The sequence below is a fragment of the Rhizobium sp. BK312 genome, assembly GCF_014193605.1.
Classification (GTDB): Bacteria; Pseudomonadota; Alphaproteobacteria; order Rhizobiales; family Rhizobiaceae; genus Rhizobium.
Genome location: NZ_JACHZP010000004.1, coordinates 309,459 through 331,242, shown reverse-complemented (window position 1 = coordinate 331,242; position 21,784 = coordinate 309,459). Strand labels below are relative to the sequence as shown.

General features: G+C 60.0%; 17 protein-coding genes and 1 riboswitch. Of the genes, 3 read left to right on the top strand and 14 right to left on the bottom strand.

The window, feature by feature from the left end:
• Positions 1–23: 23 nt before the first annotated feature.
• The 10 genes from FHT85_RS13770 to FHT85_RS13725 form a co-directional block, all read right to left on the bottom strand.
• On the bottom strand, positions 24–1,760 hold the full coding sequence (locus FHT85_RS13770) for a pilus assembly protein TadG-related protein (protein ID WP_112399809.1): 1,737 nt from the start codon (positions 1,758–1,760) through the stop codon (positions 24–26).
• Complete coding sequence (locus tag FHT85_RS13765) at positions 1,760–2,182, bottom strand: TadE/TadG family type IV pilus assembly protein (protein ID WP_112337023.1); 423 nt, start codon at positions 2,180–2,182, stop codon at positions 1,760–1,762. Before FHT85_RS13765 ends, FHT85_RS13770 begins: the two co-directional genes overlap by 1 nt.
• Before the next feature lie 321 nt (positions 2,183–2,503).
• Positions 2,504–2,713 (bottom strand): hypothetical protein, encoded by a 210-nt coding sequence (locus tag FHT85_RS13760; protein WP_112337024.1) that lies wholly within the window; start codon positions 2,711–2,713, stop codon positions 2,504–2,506.
• A 73-nt stretch (positions 2,714–2,786) separates the two neighbouring features.
• Positions 2,787–3,587, bottom strand: a complete 801-nt coding sequence (locus FHT85_RS13755) for an ABC transporter permease (protein ID WP_112337025.1) — start codon at positions 3,585–3,587, stop codon at positions 2,787–2,789.
• Entirely contained in the window at positions 3,584–4,438 is an 855-nt protein-coding gene (locus FHT85_RS13750) for an ABC transporter permease (RefSeq protein ID WP_181476258.1), read from the bottom strand. The genes FHT85_RS13755 and FHT85_RS13750 overlap by 4 nt, the downstream gene beginning before the upstream one ends.
• Before the next feature lie 93 nt (positions 4,439–4,531).
• On the bottom strand, positions 4,532–5,704 hold the full coding sequence (locus FHT85_RS13745) for a PotD/PotF family extracellular solute-binding protein (protein WP_112337027.1): 1,173 nt from the start codon (positions 5,702–5,704) through the stop codon (positions 4,532–4,534).
• A gap of 48 nt (positions 5,705–5,752) precedes the next feature.
• Positions 5,753–6,850 (bottom strand): ABC transporter ATP-binding protein, encoded by a 1,098-nt coding sequence (locus tag FHT85_RS13740; RefSeq protein WP_112337028.1) that lies wholly within the window; start codon positions 6,848–6,850, stop codon positions 5,753–5,755.
• 1 nt (position 6,851) lies between these two features.
• A complete protein-coding gene (locus FHT85_RS13735) occupies positions 6,852–8,915 on the bottom strand; it encodes a hydantoinase/oxoprolinase family protein (protein ID WP_112410792.1) in 2,064 nt (687 codons plus the stop codon).
• Positions 8,912–10,606: a hydantoinase B/oxoprolinase family protein gene (locus FHT85_RS13730; protein ID WP_112337030.1), complete on the bottom strand. Its 1,695-nt coding sequence runs from the start codon at positions 10,604–10,606 to the stop codon at positions 8,912–8,914. Before FHT85_RS13730 ends, FHT85_RS13735 begins: the two co-directional genes overlap by 4 nt.
• Positions 10,607–10,704: 98 nt before the next feature.
• Positions 10,705–13,275, bottom strand: coding sequence for a LuxR C-terminal-related transcriptional regulator (locus FHT85_RS13725; protein ID WP_246779980.1), 2,571 nt, complete (start codon positions 13,273–13,275; stop codon positions 10,705–10,707).
• Between the two features lie 436 nt (positions 13,276–13,711).
• Between FHT85_RS13725 and FHT85_RS13720 the strand changes: the two genes are divergently transcribed.
• Entirely contained in the window at positions 13,712–15,046 is a 1,335-nt protein-coding gene (locus FHT85_RS13720) for a DUF882 domain-containing protein (RefSeq protein ID WP_181476252.1), read from the top strand.
• Between the two features lie 91 nt (positions 15,047–15,137).
• On the opposite strand, the gene FHT85_RS13715 is transcribed toward FHT85_RS13720, so the two are convergent.
• The 4 genes from FHT85_RS13715 to FHT85_RS13700 all read right to left on the bottom strand — a co-directional run bounded on the left by FHT85_RS13715 (position 15,138) and on the right by FHT85_RS13700 (position 19,604).
• Positions 15,138–15,902 carry an ABC transporter ATP-binding protein gene (locus FHT85_RS13715; protein WP_112337032.1) on the bottom strand — a complete coding sequence of 255 codons (765 nt, stop codon included), beginning with the start codon at positions 15,900–15,902 and terminating at the stop codon, positions 15,138–15,140.
• Entirely contained in the window at positions 15,899–16,936 is a 1,038-nt protein-coding gene (locus FHT85_RS13710; RefSeq protein WP_112337033.1) for a FecCD family ABC transporter permease, read from the bottom strand. The genes FHT85_RS13715 and FHT85_RS13710 overlap by 4 nt, the downstream gene beginning before the upstream one ends.
• Positions 16,937–16,939: 3 nt before the next feature.
• The gene (locus FHT85_RS13705) at positions 16,940–17,956 is read right to left on the bottom strand and encodes an ABC transporter substrate-binding protein (protein WP_183774148.1); all 1,017 of its coding nucleotides are present in this window, start codon (positions 17,954–17,956) and stop codon (positions 16,940–16,942) included.
• 164 nt (positions 17,957–18,120) lie between these two features.
• Positions 18,121–18,377: riboswitch (cobalamin riboswitch) on the bottom strand.
• A gap of 81 nt (positions 18,378–18,458) precedes the next feature.
• A complete protein-coding gene (locus tag FHT85_RS13700) occupies positions 18,459–19,604 on the bottom strand; it encodes a GGDEF domain-containing protein (protein ID WP_246779979.1) in 1,146 nt (381 codons plus the stop codon).
• 164 nt (positions 19,605–19,768) lie between these two features.
• On the opposite strand from FHT85_RS13700, the gene FHT85_RS13695 reads away from it, so the two are divergent.
• Positions 19,769–20,173, top strand: a complete 405-nt coding sequence (locus FHT85_RS13695; protein ID WP_112337035.1) for a hypothetical protein — start codon at positions 19,769–19,771, stop codon at positions 20,171–20,173.
• Between the two features lie 226 nt (positions 20,174–20,399).
• Positions 20,400–21,770: a PepSY-associated TM helix domain-containing protein gene (locus FHT85_RS13690; protein WP_112337036.1), complete on the top strand. Its 1,371-nt coding sequence runs from the start codon at positions 20,400–20,402 to the stop codon at positions 21,768–21,770.
• Positions 21,771–21,784 lie beyond the last annotated feature (14 nt).

Here is a 21,784-nt window from a genome sequence, read left to right as displayed (position 1 = left end):
CCATAATGCGGTTCAAGACACTATTACTGCACCAGCACGGGCTGCGTACATCTCGCGTCAGTGACGCTTACATCAGCCTGGCCGATACCGATGCCGAGGAGACCGAGCGTGCCGTATAGAACCTGATCAAGCGGCGCGGTCACGACCGACAGCGTGTCAGCAATGGCCGAGAGCACGTCCTTCGGCGTTCCGAGCGTCAGGAAGAGCAATTGGATGGTGATGGTGGCGTTTTTCAGGAGCGAGGAGACTGTGGATGTCAGGACGCTGTTGGTAGAAACCGTCTTGATCGTGCTGGCCGAAATCTCCGGAGGCTGAAAGGTCAGTCGCGTCGGGCTCATGTTGGCGATATCGCCCTGCGCGCTCGCGATCACTTTCAGAAGAAGGGAATCGATGATCGCAGCCGGCGTGACCCGCGGTTCTGAGCCGAAATTTACGAAGGCAGATGTGTTGACGTCGCCCAGATCCACCTCGGCAACACCGGGTACGGCATCTATTCCGACGACGGCATTTGGCATGGAACCGCCGACACAGGTGATCGAAGCAAGCTTGGCTTCAGCAGGGGCAAGCTCGATATAAAGGGGAACCCTGAGCTTCAGCCCGGCGATCACCGAAAGGCCGGTGACGGCGACTTCAAGCGCCGCACGGACCTGCGGCGTTCGAACGATCGTGCCCGGTGCACCCACGGCCAGAGCTGGCGTCTGCTGGGACATTTCGCCGATCGCTAGTGTCAATTTTGCCGTGGCGACTCCGGGCAATGCCGCTCCGAGATCAAGCGCAATCTGCCTTTGCTGGTTGGCCGCCATTGCCGTGGTGGAAATGAGATCCAGCACGTTGATATTGGCAGTCATATTGGGGGATGTGCCCACAATATTGCGCCCCAGCGGACCGAGATTAACGATATCCTGCAGCTTTACGGTCAATTTCGTGGTACCGAGCGTTTTGCCCAGATTGTTGATGAGGGTGACGACTCCGGCCGAAAGATTCGTCGATTTGCCGAGAGCGCCGAGAATCTTGTCATATGTGACGTCGGTTGCCAGAAGCTCGTTATAGCTTACGCCAGTAAGCTTGAGATCCGTTGCCAACAGATTGAGAAAGCTCAATAGATTGACATTCGCACTGATGAGCGACTGATAGTCGACGACCTTCAGGGAGATCTGGGTTCCAAGCAAGGTGCCAAGCAACTGGTTGAGAATACCGCCATTGAGGCTCGCAAGCCGCGATCCCACCGAAAAGGCGGCCAGACGCTCGCTGGACGCGGTGCCCGTCGCGCTCAAGGTCGGCGGTGTAGCAAAGGCGGAAGCGAAAGGCATCACCGCCTTCTGAGTCAGTGTCACCTTTACGGAATCATATGGCGCGGCTCCCGTCGACGAGAAGCGGTTTGCCAGCGGGACCGATGTGTCCGCCGTATAGGTGCCGAGCACGAAATTGGCCACGGTCTCATATTGGCCGGAGTTGGCCATGGCCGCACTGACCAGCCCGTTGCTCGTCATATAGTTGCTGCCCGAGGCGACGGCCGCCGTGGTGCCGTTGCTTTGCAGATTGTTCAAAAGTGCAGTTTGCGCATTTGTAATATTGGAAGCAGCCGATATCGCGCCAATGTCGCTCAACTGCTGCAGGCGTCGCTGCTGCAGCGTCATCATGCCATAGTCGACGCCGAGACCAAGGCAATAAAGGATCAAAGGCGAGACGAGCGCGGTCGTGATCGCGACGTTTCCTCGCTTGTCTTTAAGCGACGCGAACCGGCCGAGAAGCTGTTTCATTACAGACCTCCCAGGCGAATCGTCGAATAGCGGCGGATGGTGGGATCCGGCATTGCGAAGGTATAGAGGTTCCAGATCGGAAGATCCGACGCGTCATAGCTGGCGCTGACCGTAAACTGGTTGGCATTGGTCGGATCTGTGGCGACGGTCACCGTCAACTTGGTCTTGTCGATGAAAGCATCGTTGATGGTCGAGTTGGTGACGAAGCTCTGAACCAGCTGGCTTCGCTCGTTTGCCGATAGCCCGGCGATTGCCGTGCGGGCGGCGTCGGCGGTCAATTGCTGCAGCGAATGAGCGGCAGTGAGATAGATGGCAAAGGCAATCAGCGTCAGAAGCAGAAGGAAAAAAAGCGGTGCGATGAGTGCGAATTCGACCGCTGCGGCTCCCTCTTTCTCCCCGTTGAAATGAGAAACACGATACATGGTCCTGTCTCCTTTGATGACCATCGTCTTGCGATGACGGTCGAGGAGAGCTTAGGCTTCGGACGTTAATTTTATATTTCTAAATAAGATATCTTCTAATATTATTACATCTTAAAGAATATTGAATATTCGACCTAATTACCGTGCATGGGCAAATGTTCGCGACGACAAACGTCAAGTATTGCCCGTCCGCCAAATCGAATTTCCACGGCGCCCCACGATGGGGGTGAAGCGCAATGCTCCCTTCCCAACGTTGCTTCTTGCCCGCACCGCACGTTCGACGGCGCCGGCCTCTTCGATGCCCGGATCAACAGCAGACATCTACTTTTTCTTCGGCACCAGGTCCCAGCCGCCCTGGATGTTTCTCACGAAACGGCAGTTTCCCTTGTAATAAGTGACGGCGCCCGTCCGATCCACCTTGATGGAGGTCGGCGGCGATTGTGCCCCCGCCTTCAGCCGCTCGACCATATCGAGCGCCTCCTGCCTCTTTCCCGCGCGGATCAGTGCCATCAGCTTTGACTCGTGTTTCATCCTCTGTACTCCCATTGGTGGAGGTCTAAGGGCGGGCGGAATTTGCGATTGGTCAGTCCTATTTGCATATTGATCACCCCATTCGGCGTTGCATAAGCAGCGAACGCAGTGCCACAGCCACCACGCAAACGCTGGAAACAAGAAAGATTGCGCCCGACATCGCATAGATCGTCGGAGAAGCGCCGGAATTCATCTTGCCGAAGAGCACGACCGGCAACGTGTTCTGACGGCCGGCCAGATAGAACGCGCGCGTGAACTCGTTGAGCGACAGCAGGAACGAAAAGATGAAGGCACTGACGAGGCCGGGCCGGATCAACGGCAGAATAATATCCCAGAATTGCCGGAAGCGACCGGCGCCGAGATCATCAGCCGCCATCAAATAGGACCTCCTGACCGCGGCAAAGCTCGTCAGGATGACGATGAAGGCGAAAGGCATCGCCCATAGCAGATGGCCGGCAATGACAGTCAAAGCCGATGCCTTCACGCCGGCGCGGCTGATCACGGTCGAAAGCGCCAGCCCCTGGATGACGCCTGGGACGAACATCGGCAGCAGCACAGTCAAAAACCACAGGCTGCGCCCGCGATGAAGCTCACGATGCGCCAGCACCGCGCCGAGCGACAGCAGCGTCGCAATGACGGCCGTCGCAAGCGCGATAACGATCGACTGGCCGAGCGCGGCGACGAGCGCGCTTTCCGAGCCGAGTGCGAGGTACCATTTCAGGGTGATGTCGGAGAAATGCGGCAGTCCCGGCTGCAGCGCCGGGTTGAACGAGACACCGAGCAGGTAAAGCGGCGGCGCATAGATCACGATGAGACCGAAGATGGTCAGCGTCCAGATGACAATGCGCGGGGCCATTCCTTCCCTGACGATCATTGGCCACGCTCCTCGAATAGCGAGGAGAGGCCGAACAGGGCATCCCCGATCAGCACCAGTCCAAAGACGATGACGAGCATCAGCGTCGAAATCGCAAAGGCGAGCGGAAAATTGGCGACGCGCATGACGTCGTTGATCATCACCGAGACGATCGATGCACCGGCACCGCCGAGCATCTGCACCTCCGTCGAGGAGCCGGCAACCATGACGAAGACGAAGAGGAAGCCGGCGAAGACGCCGGAATAGGTCAGCGGCAGCAGCACGGTGCGGACCATCGTCCAGAACCCGGCACCGAGATCGCGCGATGCCGCCAGCGCGATCGGATCGACACGGCGCATCGAGAGCAGGATGGGGAAGGTTGCGAACGGCAGGTAGGAGGCGACCAGTCCGACGATGACCGCGAAATCGCTGAACAGCAGCCAGTCGATCGGCGCATCGGTAATGCCGGCCTGCTGTAGAAGCGTGTTTATGACCCCTGTGCGGCCGAGCAGCAGCCGCCAGGAGAAGGAGCGAATGAGATAGGACGTGAAAAACGGGATCGTAAGCAAGGCCGCAAGTACGACAGACAGGGTGCGACCAGCCAGGAAATACATCGCATAGGCGGTGGGATAGGCTATGACGAGGCAGATAGCTGACGTCAGCAACGCCTTGCCAAGGGTGGACAGGAACACGCTCCAGCGCCCGGCTTCCAGAATGGCGCCATAGGCGGCCAGACTGAATTCCGGCTTAATCCAATAGGTGGCGGAATCCCAGGCGCAGAAGCTCCACACGATGACGAGAATGAGCGGCGCAAGGCCGAGCACGAGGATCGCCGCAAGCGGAGCAGCCAGCAACAGAACTGGTGTCTTCATCATCTAACCCTCCTTCTCTCGTCGTTGATCCAATCGGCTTGGGGGCCGGCCTGTCCTTCGACAGATGCGCCAGCCCCTGTCCATCTTGTTAACTCAGGCGTTGCGCAGCTTCTGCCACCACTCTTCGTAAAGTTGGAAATTGTCCGGCCGGCAATTCTGCCAGTAGACCTTTCCGGAGAACTTAGCCTTCACATGGTCGGCAAGCTTGGAGACGTCATCGGCCTTGTATTCATCCGGATGGGCCTTGGCGTAGGCGAGGTTGTTGTCGGTCGGCACGAGGTAGCCACGCGCCTTCCCGAGTTCGCAGCCATAGAGACCGGCAAGCAAGCCATCGACAAACTTGTGGGCAACGTCGGCCTTGCCGCGTTCCGTGGCACCCTTGAGCAGCACCGTATTGTTGCCCCAGCCTTCATAGCCTTCGACGGGAGCTGCATACTCCACCTGAAGTCCGCGCTTACGGCCTTCATAGACGATCGGCTCCCAGCCGGTCATGGCGTCGACTTCCTCGTTCGCCACCAGTTGCACGCCCTGTTCCCAGCCGTTCCAGAAGGTACGGAACTGGCCATCCTTCTTGTGCTTGATCAGGAACTCCATGACGAGGCCAAGCTCGGATTCCGTCAGGTTGCCCGGCTCCTTGATCGGCTTGTTTTCGGCTTCCTTGAGGTAGATGGCCGTAAAGATGGCGCTGTTGATCCAGGCATCTTCCATCGCGACCCGGCCCTTGAGCTTCGGATCGAAAATGACGCCGTAGCTATCGACCTTGCCGAGCTTGTCGGGGCGATAGATGATGGAGTCGGCATTGACGACCGTGGGAATGCCGTACTGTTTGCCCTCATAGGTCAGGGTCGGAATATCCTTGGCCCATTGCCAGATGCCCGCGAAATTCGGGATCTTGGAGACGTCCCAAGGGGTAATCAGGCCCTGCTTGGCAAGTTCCCGTTCGGCCCCACCCTGAAAGCCGCCGACATCAAAGAGATCGTTGGCATTGCCGGCGGCAAGACGTGCAACCACCGGACCGACATCATTGCCATTGTCGGTAAACTCAGGCGAAACGCCGCTCTGCCGGGTAAATTCCTGCCACTTGTCGCCAATATCGAGCGTGGCGGTAGCCCAGAATGCTACCGTTGCATCATCGGCCATGGCCTGCGTGGCAGCCAATCCACCAAAGGATAGCGCAGCCGCGCCTGCACCCATTAGTTTGAGCATGTCACGGCGCTGCATGTTGCTCCTCAAGGCGGAGGAGGCGAAATCATTGCTTTTATTCATCGTGTCATTCCCTTCCCTCATTTTTTGCTTAGTTCAGCTATTCGGGTTCTACTCATCGCCTTCAGCCAAGGCCGTTCTTCCGGAATGATCGATCAGGAGCGCAGCACCCGGCTTCAAACAAACGCGCACGCTTTCCCCCGGCGAGGGTGGAATCGCGTCCGCGCTGGTCGTTAACAGCACACGCTGGCCGTCGGCGAAAGCGAGCGTAACGTCATGGCTGAGTCCGCGATAGATGCTTTCGACAACCTTAAGTTCAATTATTTCGGCCACGTCCTCGCCAGCGGGGATAAGTTCAACCCGGTCCGGGCGGATTGCGACGAGCGCGTCGGCTGGAGGCCCCGCTCCGGAGAAGCTGGCACTGATGTGCTGTCCGGCAATCGTAACGAGAGCCGTGCTGCCTGAAATCGAGATGCTCTCGGGCTTGAGGAGCGTATCGATGCCGACGAAACGGGCAACGAAGGCATTGGCCGGCGCCTCGAAGAAGCGCGACGGCACGTCGGTCTGCTCGATCCGCCCCTTGTGCATGACCGCCATGCGATCCGAAAGACTGAGTGCCTCGTCCTGATTGTGGGTGACGAGAATGAAGGTCGCACCGGTACGCTTGTGAAGCCGTCCGAACTCGTCGCGCATTTGCTGGCGCAGCCGTTCGTCCAGCCCGGTCAGAGGTTCGTCAAGCAGCAAGATACCCGGTTCCATGACGAGAGCGCGCGCCAGCGCCACGCGCTGGCGCTGGCCACCTGAGAGAAGATTGACGTCGCGATCTGCAAAACCCGAAAGTTCGATCAGGTCCAACGCGCCATCGACCTTCGTTTTCAAGGCAGCACCGGACAATCCGCGCAACTTCAGGCCGTAGCCGACGTTCTGAGCGACATTCATATGCGGGAAGAGCCCGAGCGACTGGAAAACGGTATTGACCGGCCGGCGATTGGCAGGAACATCAGCCATGTCCTTTCCGTCGAAAAGCACACGTCCCGATGTCGGCCTGTCGAAGCCGCCGATCAGCTTCAGCAAAGAGCTTTTGCCGCAACCGGACGAGCCGAGCAATGTAAAGAACTCCCCGGCTCTGATGTCGAGCGTCACGTCGTCGACGGCACGCGTCGGCCCGTAATTTCTGACGATATGGTCGAGACCGATCGCTATCGCCATACTAGATGCTTCCCCCGTCGCGTTCCCGGATGAGCAGCAAGCCCTCCTCGCTCACTTCCAGTTCCTGCCCGGCCACCACCAGCGACGTAGCGGTCGCTTCCTCGATGATGAGTGGGCCGGCAACTCTCTCGGAAGACGGCAGTCGTGTGCGCTCGTAGACGGGGCAGGACACCCAACCGGTCGTGCCGCCGAAATAGACTTCGCGGTGCCCCTTGAAGGCTGCATCCAGCGATCGGCCGACACGATCGAGTTTCGGGATGGCGATGACCGGGCCGTGGAGCACCGCTTCGAGATGGATCATCATGATCTCGACCGGCGAACCGGGCAGACAGAAGGTGTATGCACGCTCATGCGCGGCATGAAAGCGTTCCGCAAAGCTTTCGGCATCATCCTCCATTTCGAAGAGAGCGAAGACGCCGTGCTCCTGCCCGCGATAACGGGCTTCGACGCGGCAGACATACCGTACCTCCGCCGCATCACCTTTGGAGAAATATTTGACCGCCTCACGCTTCAATTCGTCGAACCGGCGCTTGAGATTGCTGACGGCTTCCGGACCAAGGGGAGCGAACCACGTGCTGCGGAAATCGGCGCGCGGTTCGGCCGCCAGCATTCCCCAGGCCGAAAAGATGCCGGGATGCGGCGGCACGACAGTCATCTTCACGCCAAGATCGCGCCCGAGACGCGCAGCAAGCGCAGGTCCCGCGCCCCCGGAAATGACGAAAGCGGCATCGCGCGGATCATGCCCACGCTGGACCGTCACCAGCTTCAGCGCATTGATCATCGACGCATGCGCGATTTCGACGATTGCGAGCGCCGCATCCTCGACCGATAACCCCATCGGCTTGGCAACCATCGCAATCGCGGCCGCAGCCTTGGACTTGTCGAGCTGCATCTGGCCGCCGGCGAAGCTTGCCGGATCGAAAATGCCGAGCGTCAACAGGGCATCGGAAAGCGTAGGCTTCTCGCCGCCCCGGCCATAGCAGGCCGGCCCCGGTGTCGATCCAGCGCTTTGCGGACCCACGCAGAGCGCGCCACGCTCGTCGATGCGCGCGATCGAGCCGCCGCCGGCGCCGATTTCGACGATATCGACCACCGGCACCTGAACCGGATAACCGGGCGCAATACGAGTATGTTCGAGCTTATATTCGCTGTCGAGCGTCGGGCGGCTGTCATGGATCAGCGAGCATTTTGCCGTCGTGCCACCGACATCGAGCGACAAGACTTCGGATTCGCCAAGCACTGTGCCGATGCGCGCAGCCCCCGCCACACCGCCGGCCGGGCCGGATTCCACCAGCGTCAGCGGGCTCGTCTGCGCCTGATCGAAGGTGGAGATGCCGCCGTTCGACTGCATGGCATAATAGGGGCAGGTGAGATCGCGCTCAGTCAACGCGCTTTCAAGCCGCGCAAAATAACGCTTGATGATCGGCTGCACATAGGCGTTGAGCACGGCCGTATTGGAACGCTCATATTCCCGCCATTGGCGGGAAACCTCGTGGCTGGCGCAAACCGTGACATCCGGCAGCGCCTCGGCGATCGCCTTGGCGCAGGCGATCTCATGTTCGGGATTGGCGTAGCTGTGGAGGAAGATGACGGCGACCGCCTCGACCTTGCGAGCGCGGCATCCACGGACGATCGGCTCGATATCCCCAAGCTCGATGGGCGTCAGCACCCGCCCCTTGGCATCCAGGCGTTCGCGCACCTCGAAGCGCAGACTGCGCGGTACGAAGGCTTCCGGGCTCTTGAACTGCAGATTGTAGAGATCGGGACGATTGCCGCGGCCGATTTCCAGCACGTCACGAAACCCCGCAGTCGTCACCAGCGCCGTCTTGACGCCCTTGCGTTCCGTGATCGCATTGATGACGGTCGTTCCGCCATGGGCGAAAAAGATCACATCGCGCGCCGAAAGCCCGTCCTTCTTCTCGGCAAGTGCAATCGCCTCAAGGACGCCTTCGGACTGATCGTGAACGGTCGTCAGGCTCTTGGCGGTGAAGATTTCGCCCGTGCGTTCATCATAACCGACGAGGTCGGTGAAGGTACCGCCTACATCCGTCGCCAGTCTGATCATGACGCCATGCCCTCTTCATATCCATACAGGTTGCGCGCTACATCCCGAGTGATGTAGCCATCTTCGACATCGCGGCGGACCTGCTCCGGCTCGCGAGCGTGCGGATCGCCCCAACCACCACCGCCGCCGGTGATGATCCGCACGAGATCGCCGCGCTTCAGCTCGATATGCGGCTCCCGGCCGAAATTGCGGACTTTCCCGCCGTTCTCCTCCACCTGCAGAAGATTGATGCTGCCGGACTTGCCGCCTTCTATTCCCCAGGGAGGCGTTTCGGTTCGCCCAAAGCTGCAATAGGCGGAAGCGCCGTCTCCGAGGATTTCATAATCGCGAATGACGCCGAAACCGCCGCGACGGCGCCCGGCCCCTGATCCACCTTCGACGTTGAGCCCATAGCGACGCACCAGCAAGGGAAAGCGCGCTTCGATGACCTCGACGGAGTAATTGTAGGTATCGCCGTCGGTGAGCGCGATCAGCGCATTAGCGCCGTCGCCGTCCCTGCTGGCTCCCCAACCGCCATGCTGCGGCTCGATATGGATGAATGGCTGCCCCGCCTCGTCCTTGCCGGAGACATAGACGACACAGAGGCTCGTATAGGAACCGGCGGAGAACCGCTCTGGCATCAGCTTGGCAAGAGCCTTCCAGACGAGTTCTGAAGCATGCACCGAGCCCTCGTAATACCAGCCCGTCGGAGAAGGCTTCTCGGCGGTGAAAACCGAACCTGTCGGCGCGATAACGGAGAGCGGCCGGAACCAGCCCTCATTGGACGGCGCCTGCGGCGCGACCAGCGCCTTGAAAATGGTACGCACCGCCGATTGCAGCGCACCGGCCGCGCAATTGATCGGGCCTGCGACCGCGGGCGGGCAACCGGTGAAATCCGCCGTCAAGCGATCGCCGGAAATCGTGACGGCAACCTTGACCGAAATGGGATCGGTGGTGACGCCGTCGCCGTCGATGATATCTTCCGCCTCATAGGTTCCGTCCGGCAATGCCGCAATGGCGGCGCGCGCCTGCTTCTCGCTCACCGACAGAAGGTGATCGAACGCGGCTTCGACGACATCGGTGCCATATTTGCGCGCAAGCTCGGCCATGCGTCTGGCGGCAACGCGGACAGTCGCAACCTGCGCCGTGAGATCGCCGATCGCGACTTCGGGCAGACGGACATTCTCGCGGATGATGCGCAGCACCTCGCCCGAAAAGCGGTCGCTGCGCACGACTTTCACGCCCGGCAGCCTCAATCCCTCTTGAAAGACGGAGGTGGCATTGGGCGCCAGCGAGCCCGGAACCGAACCGCCGACATCGAGATAATGCGCAACGTTGATAGCATAGGCCAGAATCCGACCATCGAAGAAGATCGGCTTGACGATGGCAAAATCGCAGGCATGCGTGCCGCCGGAATAGGGATCGTTGGTGAGCAGAATGTCGCCGTCTTCCAAATCGTCGCCGTAAAGTGCGATCAGCGATTTGACCTGCGTGCCGAACGTGCCGGTAAAGAGGGTGATGCCGTTCATCTGCGCCACCAGCTCACCGTCACGGGTGAGGAGACCACAGGCAAAATCAAGCACCTCGTAGATCACAGGGCTCATCGAGGTTCTGGCCATGACCACGCCCATCTCGTCGACGGTGGCTGCCAGCTTGCCTTCAATAATCTCCTGTGTCACCGGATCGACGACGATCACGAATCTACCTCTCATCACTATATTCGCACGAGTGCAGATTAGGTGTTTTTTCGTCTATCGATAGCCTCTCCGATGGGTGGGCGGAGATGCCAAAACCCACCCGAACGGGTAGGTTATCGATCAAGCACACCTTTTTGACGTGCCGCCGTCACGGCCGCGGTCCGAGTCGAGACGTTGAGCTTCGCAAAAATATTGCGCAGGTGAAACTTGATCGTATTGTCGGACAAGGCGAGCATCCGGCCGATTTCCTTGTTGGAAAGCCCCGAGCTCAGCAATTCCAGCACCGTGCGCTCCCGGCCTGTGAAAACAGAACCATCTTCACTGTCGACGGCCGGCTCTTCCGATACGTCCGCATCCGTAAGTAGCGATTGAAGCCGCTGGCGGGTAATCGCTGCGACGGTCGGATGTTTGACAAGCGCACGAAGCTCTGAAAGCGCTACCGGGTGGCCAAAACGAAGCAGGTTGCGATAATCGGCAAGCGGCGTCGTCAATACGAGATCGGATAGGCGGGCGGCGGCAGGTTCGCTTTGACCCTCCGCCAGAAGAATTTCGATTTCGATGAGGGCAAGCTCGATTGCACGCGGAACATGCGGGCGCTGCGTCTGGCGTATCATGAATTGATCGAAGATCTCGCGCGCCTTGACCTTGTCGCCAAGGGCTAGATGGGTGCGGGTCCAGAAGATAGCCGGCGTGGCTCCGCGCAAATGAATGGCCAACGCGTTGGCGCGATCCGAAGCGACTGCCTGTATGCCAAAACCATTGGCCTCGGCATGGCGGATTGCATGATCGAGATCGCCGGAGGCCATGAGCAGCATGGCGCGCTCCCCATCGATCAGCCGCGTGAGCCGATCGAAACTACGGCGTCTCGCAGTGGCGCGGATGCGGTCCATGGCTGCATGCGCGGCGAGCAGATCCCCACGCATGCGCAAGACCCGCTGTTCGGCCATGAAGCCGGCAGCCAGAAGATCGAACCAGGTATCGTGAAGCTCGAGATGCGGCAGCGCCCATTCAAGCATTTCCGCCGCGGTGTCCGCCTCACCGCGCATCGACAGAACCTCGGCTTTCAATACTTGGCCGACAGCATCGAGATCGCTGCCTGGACCAATATTGGTCTGGGCTTCGCAGATCAGTTCCTCGTAGGCCGACAGAGCGCTCGCACAATCGCCGGATAGAAAGAAAGCCTGGCCGATATGGGTATAAAGGTGCATGGCGCCGAAATCGGCGCCGCCGTCGCGAAAGGCGCGAATGGCCAGATGCCCGTAATGCAGAGCCCGGTCAAGCTCGCTGCGGATCAGAAAATTGTAGGAGAGCATGTTGAGCGCAAGCGCCCGATGAATGAGCTCCATTCCATCCGGCTGCCGCAGATCGTCCTCAAGAGCGGAAAGGTCGGCCGCACTCGCCCAATGGTCGGTATAAAGCGCCAGGAGGATGCGCACCACGCGCACATCCTTTGCCAGGATCGGATCGCCGGCGGCCACCCGATCGGCGATGGCGAGATAATGATTGGCCGCCGCAAGCTGCGCCGCCTTGGCGTTGAAGATCGAAAGGCCGAGGGTCGCAAGTGGAAAACGGGCCAGATCGATTTCCGAGGCATGTCCGCTCAAGGCCTGAAACAATGTTGCGCCGCCGCGGGTGGTGGCATAGACGCGCCGCCATCCGCCGGCGGTTTCGACAATGCGCGCCGCAAGATTGGCATCGCCTGCGGAAAGCGCATGATGAACCGCACGGTCTATGTCGCCCCGTGCCTCGAACCAGTGTGCCGCACGATTAAGAGCGCGATTGGCATCGACACCTCTGCGACTGGCGGTTTTCTTGAGGAACTCGTTGAAGACGGGGTGAAACCGCATCCAGTTGCCGGGGCCGGCAAGCAAGGTCACCGGAAGCGCGTATTCGGCCAGGCTTTCGCAGAGGTCGGCACGCTCTCTGCTGTCCAGCACCGCTTCGAGCAGAGAATGATTGAAAGCAGGAAGGGCGGCCGTGTCGATGAGAAACTGGCGTATATCCTCGGGTAGATGCTCGAACACCTGCTCCGATAGATAAGAGCCCATATCCGTATCGCCGCCATCGAAAGAGGCAAGGATGCTGTCGCTTTCATCCGATTCCGATACGAGCAGGCTCACCATCTGCAGTGCGACCGCCCAGCCTTCGGTCCGGCGATTGAAGGAACCGATCTGCTCCTCCGTCAGATGAGTGCCCTTCCCGGCAAAAAGCTCTCCTGCTTCGGCATCGCTGAAGCCAAGCTCGGCAACGCCGAACTGCTTGAACTCACCACGCAGCCGCAAGGCCGAGAGCGGAAAGCGTGGTGGGCTGCGGCTGACCAGCACCAGCTTGACATGTTCGAGCGAGAGGTCGGCGAGGATCTTCGCCATCAGCGCCTCGGTCGCATCCGTCTGCGCGAAATGATAATCGTCGAGAAAGACGACGAGCGGTCCTTCGATCTTGCGCAGGCGGGTCGCCAGCACCGAAAGCAATGCTGCAGCCGGAAGGTTGCCGGCGTCGGCACCATCTTCATGAAGCAGCGTCTGCAAGGCATCGATCAATGCAAGCAGAAAGGCTTCCTGATTGGTGTGTTCGGAATCGAGCGACACCCAGCAGAGCTTGACCCCATCCGCCTTCAGCAGCTCGTACCATTGGACGGCAAGCGAGGTCTTGCCGTAGCCGGCAGGTGCGACAATGGTCGTCAAACGGCGCAGCCCAGCGCGCCGGAGCTGCCGCAATAGGTCGCTACGTTTGATTGTTTGCTGCCCGCTCGACGGGGGAGCAAATCGATTCTGTCCACTCATGGGGCGGGATGATGATGTCTTGGCAGACAGTTTGCAACCCACGCGAAAACGTTTGCAAAGCCGGTTTTACCTATCTTTTGGAAGAAACCGCCTTACAGGCAAGGGTTGACCGCTGACAAGATTGCAACGGCAAAGCTGAAGCTTTCAGAAATAAGGCATGCCAAGGGAGAAAGCGACCTCAACCGCTCACGAATATGCTCGGACCAACGAAATTTTTCCGCTTCCGCCTTTAAACGGTCCGTTAGGGATTTGTTGACCATAATTGGAGGGTATAGCGATGCCGCAGGCGCGGCGCCTCTGATTTCTGTTTCTCTTAGCAAGGGCGAAAGTCGTATCCGTGCATCACGTGATCTTTTCCATTCCGGCGGCATTTTTCGCCACGACTTTCTCGTTCATCGCTTTCCGGGTGGCGCTGATCGCGATGCTGATGCTCGGCGCCTTTGCCGGTTCGGCGGCGGCCGAGGACAGGGCACTCAAGCTCTTCTTCACGCATACGGGGGAAAGGTCGACCATCGTCTTCAAGCGTAACGGCAAATATGACCCGCGCGGCCTTGCTCAAATCAACCGCTTCTTGCGCGACTGGCGAAAGAACGAGCCGACCAGGATCGATCCGGAATTGCTCGATCTCGTCTGGGAGGTTTACCGCCGCAGTGGCGCCAAGGAGGCCATTCACGTGGTTTCGGCCTACCGCTCTCCGTCGACCAACAGTATGCTGCGCAACCGCTCGCGCAGCTCCGGCGTTGCCAAGCACAGCCAGCACACGCTCGGCAAAGCAATGGATTTTTTCATTCCCGGCGTGAAGCTCGCGAGCTTGCGCGCAATCGCCATGCAGATGCAGATCGGCGGCGTGGGCTTCTATCCCAATTCCGGTTCGCCCTTCGTGCATCTGGATGTTGGCGGAGTGCGCGCATGGCCGAGAATGTCGCGCCAGGAGCTTGCGCGGCTTTTCCCCAATGGACAGACGCTTCACGTGCCGGCAGATGGCAGGCCACTGCCGGGTTACGACGTAGCGGTCGCACAATCCAAAAAGCGCCCTTCCCAGATGGCGAGCAAAATCACGGCCGTTGATGACGATAGCGACGATGCCGGATCATTCACAGCGTCTCGCAACGTCGAACCCGACCGCAGCCTTTTGACTAGCATGCTGCCAACCCCCAGAAGCCGGGCCGTGGATGGGCTGGAAGCTCAGCTTGGCACGCGGGTGGCCGAGGAAAGCAAGACCCAACCCTTTGCCGACCTCGCGGCCTATGCCGTTCCGCTGCCGGCGTGGCGGCCTACCAGCAGCATCGTCGTCATCCCCACGACCGCGCCGGAAAGACCAGCTCCCGCTGCCGTGCTCGCCAGCCTGGTCGTGGGACGCAGCAACGCTGGAAAGCTCGTCGTGTCTGACAATGTGGAGAATACGGCCGAGAGCGCCATGGCAAAGATGCAGCCGATCGCTGCCCTTCCCTCGGCGGCTGCGCAAGATGTCTCAGCCGGTGTAGGAGACATGTCGACAGGGGCGATCGTCGCCTGGGCTTTGCGTCCGCCAGGCATGGCCGTCGACATGACGCTGCCAGGCCTCGTCAGCGCGCCCATTCCGATGCACGACGACATGGCGGAGGCCCAAGCCGGAGCCATCAGCTATGATGGCGACGATTTCGACGTCGAGCGGTTCGGCTTCGAAGGCTGAGGCGAACTCGCACCATCTAGTAATACGATGCGCCCCGGAATTGCTCAGACCGGGGCAATCCATTTTATTTCGCGATCGCGACAGATGCCACTCAACCCGCCATGTATTGAATGTTGCAGCGGCCGTGCACTGAAGATTTCTGCACATGCGCGCGCACGCCGAAAACGCGCTCGATTAACTCCTGCGTCAGCACCTCTTCAGGCGGGCCTGCCGCAACGACCTCGCCATTTTGCAAAACAGCAAGGCTGTCGCAAAACATGGCCGCGAGATTGAGATCGTGCAGCGCCACGATGGAGGTGACATCGAGCTTGGAGACCAGGCCGAGAATATCGAGCTGATGTTGGATATCGAGATGGTTCGTCGGCTCGTCAAGCAGAAGTTCGCTTGGAGTCTGGGCAAGCGCCCTCGCAATATGGACGCGCTGTCGTTCACCGCCCGATAAAGTTTGCCACGGCTGACCGGCGCGGCCTTGCATACCGACACGGGCAAGCGCATCGGAAACCGCCGCATCGTCGTGAGCGCTCCAGGCCGATAGGGGACCGCGATGCGGCGTACGGCCGAGACGGACGACGTTCATCACTGTGACCTGCGTATCGGTCGTCGCCTGCTGCTCGACCAGCGCGATGCGGCGGGCAATATCGCTCCGCGAGATCGAGGCAATATCGCTACCGCCGAGCCGGATGACCCCGCTTTTGACCTTCCGCAGCCGGCAGATCAGCCTGAGCAGGCTGGATTTTCCCGAGCCGTTCGGCCCAAGGAGCCCGAGCACCTTGCCTTTTTCCACCGTCAGGCTGACGCCGTTGACGATGAGGCTATTGCCGGCTGCAAAGGTTACCATGTCCACAGCAATGCTCATGCCGTCCTCCGGGTGTGATAGAGAATGAGGGCGAAGGCCGGAGCCCCGAACAAGGCCGTGACGACGCCGATCGGCAGAATCTGCTGGGGAATGATGACCCGCGAGATGATATCGGCGGCGACCATGAAGATGGCGCCGGCCAGAGCCGCTGCCGGCAAAAGCCGGTCATGGCTCGGCCCGACAACGAAGCGGGCCGCATGCGGAATGACGAGCCCGACGAAGCCGATGGAGCCGACGATGCTGACGACCGCTGCCGTCATGAAAGCCGTCACGCCGAGCAGAACGACTTGGGCGCGCTTGACCGCAATGCCAAGCGATGCGGCAGCATCCGTGCCGAAGATGAAGGCATCGAGCACGCGGACATGTGCCATGCAGACGGCGAAGCCGATGATGGCGACCGGCCCGGAAAGATAAACGTCCGGCCAGCGCACGCCGCTCATGGAGCCGAGCAGCCAGAACATGACGCCCCTCGCCTGCTCCGCATTGGCCGAGGTGGTGACGATATAGGAGGTGAGCGCGTTGAAAAGCTGCGAACCGGCGACGCCGCATAGAATGATGCGCTCGCTCGTGCCGCCGACCCCGGCGGCAAGCAGGCCGACGAAAAGAAAGGCTGCAACCGCGCCGAGGAAAGCGCCGCCGGAAAGGCCGAGAATGCCATAGCCAAGACCGAGGATCATGATGCAGACCGCCCCGGTGGAGGCGCCGGCGGAAATCCCGAGCACAAAGGGTTCGGCGAGCGGATTGCGCAGCAACGCCTGCAAGACCACCCCGCTCAAGGCAAGCGACGCACCGGTGCTTGCAGCAACGAGCGCGCGGCTCAGGCGATAGTCCCAGACGATCCCCTGATGGATCCGGCTGAGTTCGAAGCTCGTTCCGAACAACCGGTTCGAAACGGCCTTTACTGTGGTCGACAGCGGGATCGAAATCTCGCCGATCGATACGGCGAGGCTGATCATGAAGGTCAGAAGAATGACGGCAGCCATGGCGAGCGCCAAGAGCGCCCACCATGTCCTGCGTTTTGCGGCGAGACCCATATCTTACAGCGCCAGGCCGAAGGACTTGATGCCCTTGGCCAATACTTCAATGCCGTCGATGGTGCGGATGGTCGGGTTCATCGACTGCGCATCCATCATGACAAAATGCTTGTTCTTAACGGCGTCGAGCTGGCTGGTGACTGGATCTTTTTCGAGGAAATCGACTTTGACCTTCGGATCGTCGGCCGCATAGCGGCGGCGGTCCATGGTGGCTATGACGATCACGGCCGGGTTGGCCTGCGAAATGGTTTCCCACCCGACCATCGGCCATTCTTCTTCCGTCGTCACCACGTTTCTGGCGCCGAGCGTCTTCAGGATATAGGCCGGCGCGCTGTTCTTGCCGGCGATATAGGCATCGCCATTGACCTCCTTGCTGGAGAACCAGAACACGATCGGAAGATCCTTGGCCTTGGCAGCGGCAATCGAAGCGACTGCATCCGCCTCGCGCTTTTTCAGATCCGCGATCAGGGCATCGCCACGATCCCTAACGTCGAAGATCTGCGAGAGCTCGACGATTTCCTGATAGACCAGATCCATCGTGAAAAGCTCCTTGCGCACACCATCGCCGCCATCGGTATTGACCTTGGCGACACAATCGGTCGGAGCAACATAGGTGTTGATCCCGAGTTCCGAAAATTGCTGGCGTGTGCCGACGGAACCCTGCGCGCCGACATGCCATTCGAATTCGGCAGCGACGAGATCCGGGGCCTTGCCAACGACGGATTCGAAGCTCGGATCGTTATCGGCAAGCCGCGGGATCTTGCTGTTGACCTCGGCATATTGCGGCAGAACCGGGCCGACCCAGACCGCCGTTCCGGCAATCTTGTCGGCAAGGCCGAGCGAAAAGAGGATTTCAGTCATGCCCTGGCCGATCGAAACGATCTTGGCCGGAGCCTTTTCAAAAGTGACCTTCTGACCGCAATTATCGATGGTGAGAGGATATTGGGTGGCGGCAAAACCGGAGCCGGCAAAACCGGTCAGCCCAAGTGCAAATGCAATGGTCGTCAAAAAATGGCGCATGAAAGGTCTCGATAGGATTAAGGAAACGGGGCGGCGTCAGCGCGATCGCGCTGAGAAAGACGGCCGCCGGCTGCGGAGATCCCAATCAAGGCCGATAGGTGTCGGATAATGTCGAAGGCGCAGGTCAATCATTCTCTGTCCTTTCCGAGCATCCCCGCCCGGCTGATTGGATCGTGATCGACGGCAGGTCTCCTGGCTTGCGGATATCTGACGATCATCGGCCTTCCCGCAAGCATGCTTGCAGTGGCGTGGCTCAAAGCCTCAGGAAGGAACCAGCAGGCTGGTCATTCCCGGATGATCGGCAATCCGCTTACAGTTGCGGGGGCAGCCACGGTCTAGGTCCCGCTTGGGTCATCCTCACCGTGTTCCCTATTAATCCCCGCGGAGTCTTCCTTGGGGAACCGTCACGTCCAGTTATTCCGGACTGCCCCGTTCCGTCAAGGACGCTTGGATAGAAATGAGACAGAGCACGCCATGCCCATGAGAAGGAAAGGCGGCGAGCCTATACGGCCTCCGCCAGTTCCACGCGATTTCTCCCGCCCGCCTTCGCGCGATAAAGCGCCTTGTCGGCGGCCTCAAGCACATGTTTGAAATCCGTCGTCGGTTCGAGGGAGCAGGCGATGCCGATGCTGACCGTGACATGGACGGCCTCCTGCTCGAACATCAGGGTTGTGTCCTCGATGTCCTTGCGAATTTTCTCCGCGACGGCAGCCGCAGCCCGCGTATCGGTGTTGGGCAGCAGCACGACGATCTCCTCACCGCCATAACGAGCGGCAATGTCGGTCTTGCGCACGGTTTGCCTGATGACGTCGGCCAATCGCGCCAGAACGGTGTCACCGAAGGAATGGCCCCAGCTGTCGTTGATCTTCTTGAAGTGATCGATATCGAGCATGATGATCGAGAAGGGGATACGCCGCATGCCCGCTTCCTTGCTGCATCGATCGCCTTCGCGCTGCAGCACCCGGCGGTTGGGAAGCCTTGTCAGCGGATCGAGGCTCGCTTCATTCTCCAGCGCGCGCTGGATGCCAATGCGATATTGCTCCCGCTGCAAGAGATCCGACAACAGCATGACACCGAGGATATTGACGATCGTTACCGGAAGTGTTGCCGAGATAAGAAGGGCGCGCGCAACCGCCCACGGAAAAAGGAAAACAACCACAATGGATGAACAGGTCGCCAGACCGAACAGAGCCGATCGCCGCCATCCCGTGCCGGTCCATTGCCGCGGCAGCAGAGTGAGTACATAGCCGGCGATTGCAACGATCACGATGCCGGCCACGCCGACCACCGCGCCCATGCCGCCCACCATGTACCGAAACAGCGCCATCATCGCCGCAGCGACAATGGTTCCCAAAAGGCCGCCATAGATTGGCGTAAGGACAAGGAGGATCGACCGGCCATCCTGGATCACACCTGGCATCCATTGGATGGGATCGCCCATGGACAGGATGCCGACCAGCCCGAACAACAGCCCGACGGCCACGGATTTCAAAGCGCCGCGCTCGACGATACGGATGACCCAGGAATAGGCATAGACAATAATCGCCACCTGGCCGAGGACACGTATTAGCGAGATCAGATGTGTTTCGACTTCCATGGCGATTCCCAGTCTTCGCAACGCGCCGCGATAGATGAGCTGCGGCGGCATGGTCGAAGTCCTTACGAGATACCATGCGATCTCTAAAAATAGTTTATATGCTTCTCATCGATCGGCACTGCGGCGGCATCGCGGCACGAATTGACGCATTGCGCTTGTGATAGGCCTGCCCTATGACTGAAACCTTATCCGCGAATGCGGTGGTGGGGACAAGCATGCGGAAGACGATTTCGCGAACATTTCAGTGGAGCGCGCGCATTCTTTGCGCCGTTGCGCTGTTGCTCGTCGGCTTCGCCCATCAACCGATCGTCGCAACCGCGGACGAAATATCCCCGATCGAGCTTGCCCAGTACCGGCTTCCGGATGGCTCCCTGCCCGTCCTTTGCATCACCTACAAGGATGCCGACGGCAAGGTGCATGGGAAAGCCTACGCACCCGGATGCGAGGCATGCCGGATTGCGTCCGCCGCGATGCTGCCGGGGCCTCCTACCGACATTTGTGGGCGCCTTGCCTCTCCGCGTGGAGAGACGGTCGTCGCACGATCGGAGGCGTTCCACCGCCAGCTTTATCCGCCGAATACAGGCCCGAGAGCACCACCCCTCCCCGACATCGTTGGCTGAACCGGCATTGCGGCTTTCGTCGCGATGCCCGCCGTCAACGCTGCCGCTTGCGCGACCATCACGTCGCGACATCTGAGGATTGGTGTTCACAGCTGCATCTTGCCGAACGAAGCAGGCCGATTGGTCGGCTGCTCAGGGAAAGCAGGCCGCGCCAAACGGCGAACCGTCTCGCCGCCCCCTCCTCAGATCGCCCCTTGCGGCAGCCCGCCGATCTTCGGAGGATTTCATGTCTACCTTTACCGCTGCAGAGCCTGCGGCCGCAGCAACCCACAATATCTCGCTCTATCGCGCGATCTGGCGCTGGCATTTTTTCGCCGGCCTGCTCGTCATCCCTTTCATGCTCAATCTGGCGATCACCGGTTCGTTGTATCTATTCAAGGACCAGATTGCCGATACCTTCTACTCGCATCGCTATCTCGTCACCGAGGCCGGCACCATGCTGCGGCCGCAGCAGATCGCCGACGCGGCGCTTTCGGCCTTTCCGGGCGCGCGCGCAACCTCCTATCACGAAGCGTCGGCGCCGAACCGCTCGGCCTGGATAACGCTGTCCAAGGATGGCCAATCGACCATCGTCTACGTCAATCCTTACGATGGCAGCATTCTAGGATCAGTGGGGTCGAAACAGGAGTTCGGCTGGGTCGTCAAGCGCATCCATAGCCTAGAATATTTCGGCAAATGGACCAATCGCCTCATCGAGATCGTCGCGGGCTTTGCTCTCGTCCTCGTGGTGACGGGCATCTATCTGTGGTGGCCGCGCCAGCAGACGGGCGGCGTGCTCAGCGTTCGCGGCACCCCATCACGCCGCGTCTTCTGGCGCGACCTGCATGCCGTGACGGGAGCGCTTGCCGGCATCCTGATCTTCTTTCTCGCCTTCAGCGGCATGCCGTGGTCCGGCTACTGGGGCGCCAACGTCAATGCCTGGCTGACCGCTCACAATTTCGGAACACCGGCGGCAGTCTGGGACGACGTTCCGAAATCGACAAAGGTCACACAGGATATCGTCAGCCGCGCCGGCTGGGTCGTCGAAAACGCGCCCGTTCCGCTCTCCGATATCGCGGCGCAATCGGCCGAGCCGATCGGTCTCGATAAGGCCGTCGACGTCATGCATGGGCTGGGCATGGTCGCCGGCTCGGATCTTGCGATCCCATCAGATGGGACCGGCGTCTATACGGCAAGCCATTATTTCGGCGACCTTGGCAAAGAACGCACCGTCCATATCGACCAATATTCCGGCAAGCCGCTCGTCGATATTTCCTACGATCAGTATCCGGCACTCGGCAAGGCGATCGAATGGGGCATCAATGTCCATCAGGGGCAGGAGTGGGGCCTTTTCAACCAGCTTCTGATGCTGGCCGCGTGTCTCGCCATCATCCTTTGCTGCGTGACGGCAGCGACCATGTGGTGGAAGCGCCGGCCATCGGGCCGTCTTGGCGTACCGCCGATGCCGCCGCAGAAGTCCGTCTATGTCGGCCTCTGGTTCATTGCCATCGTCTTCGGCATGGCTTTCCCGCTGACCGGCGCCGCCATCGTCGCGATGCTTCTCCTCGACCAGCTCCTGGTTCGCTTCGTGCCGCCTCTCCGGCGCTTCTTCTCCTGACGCGGTGAGGCGGA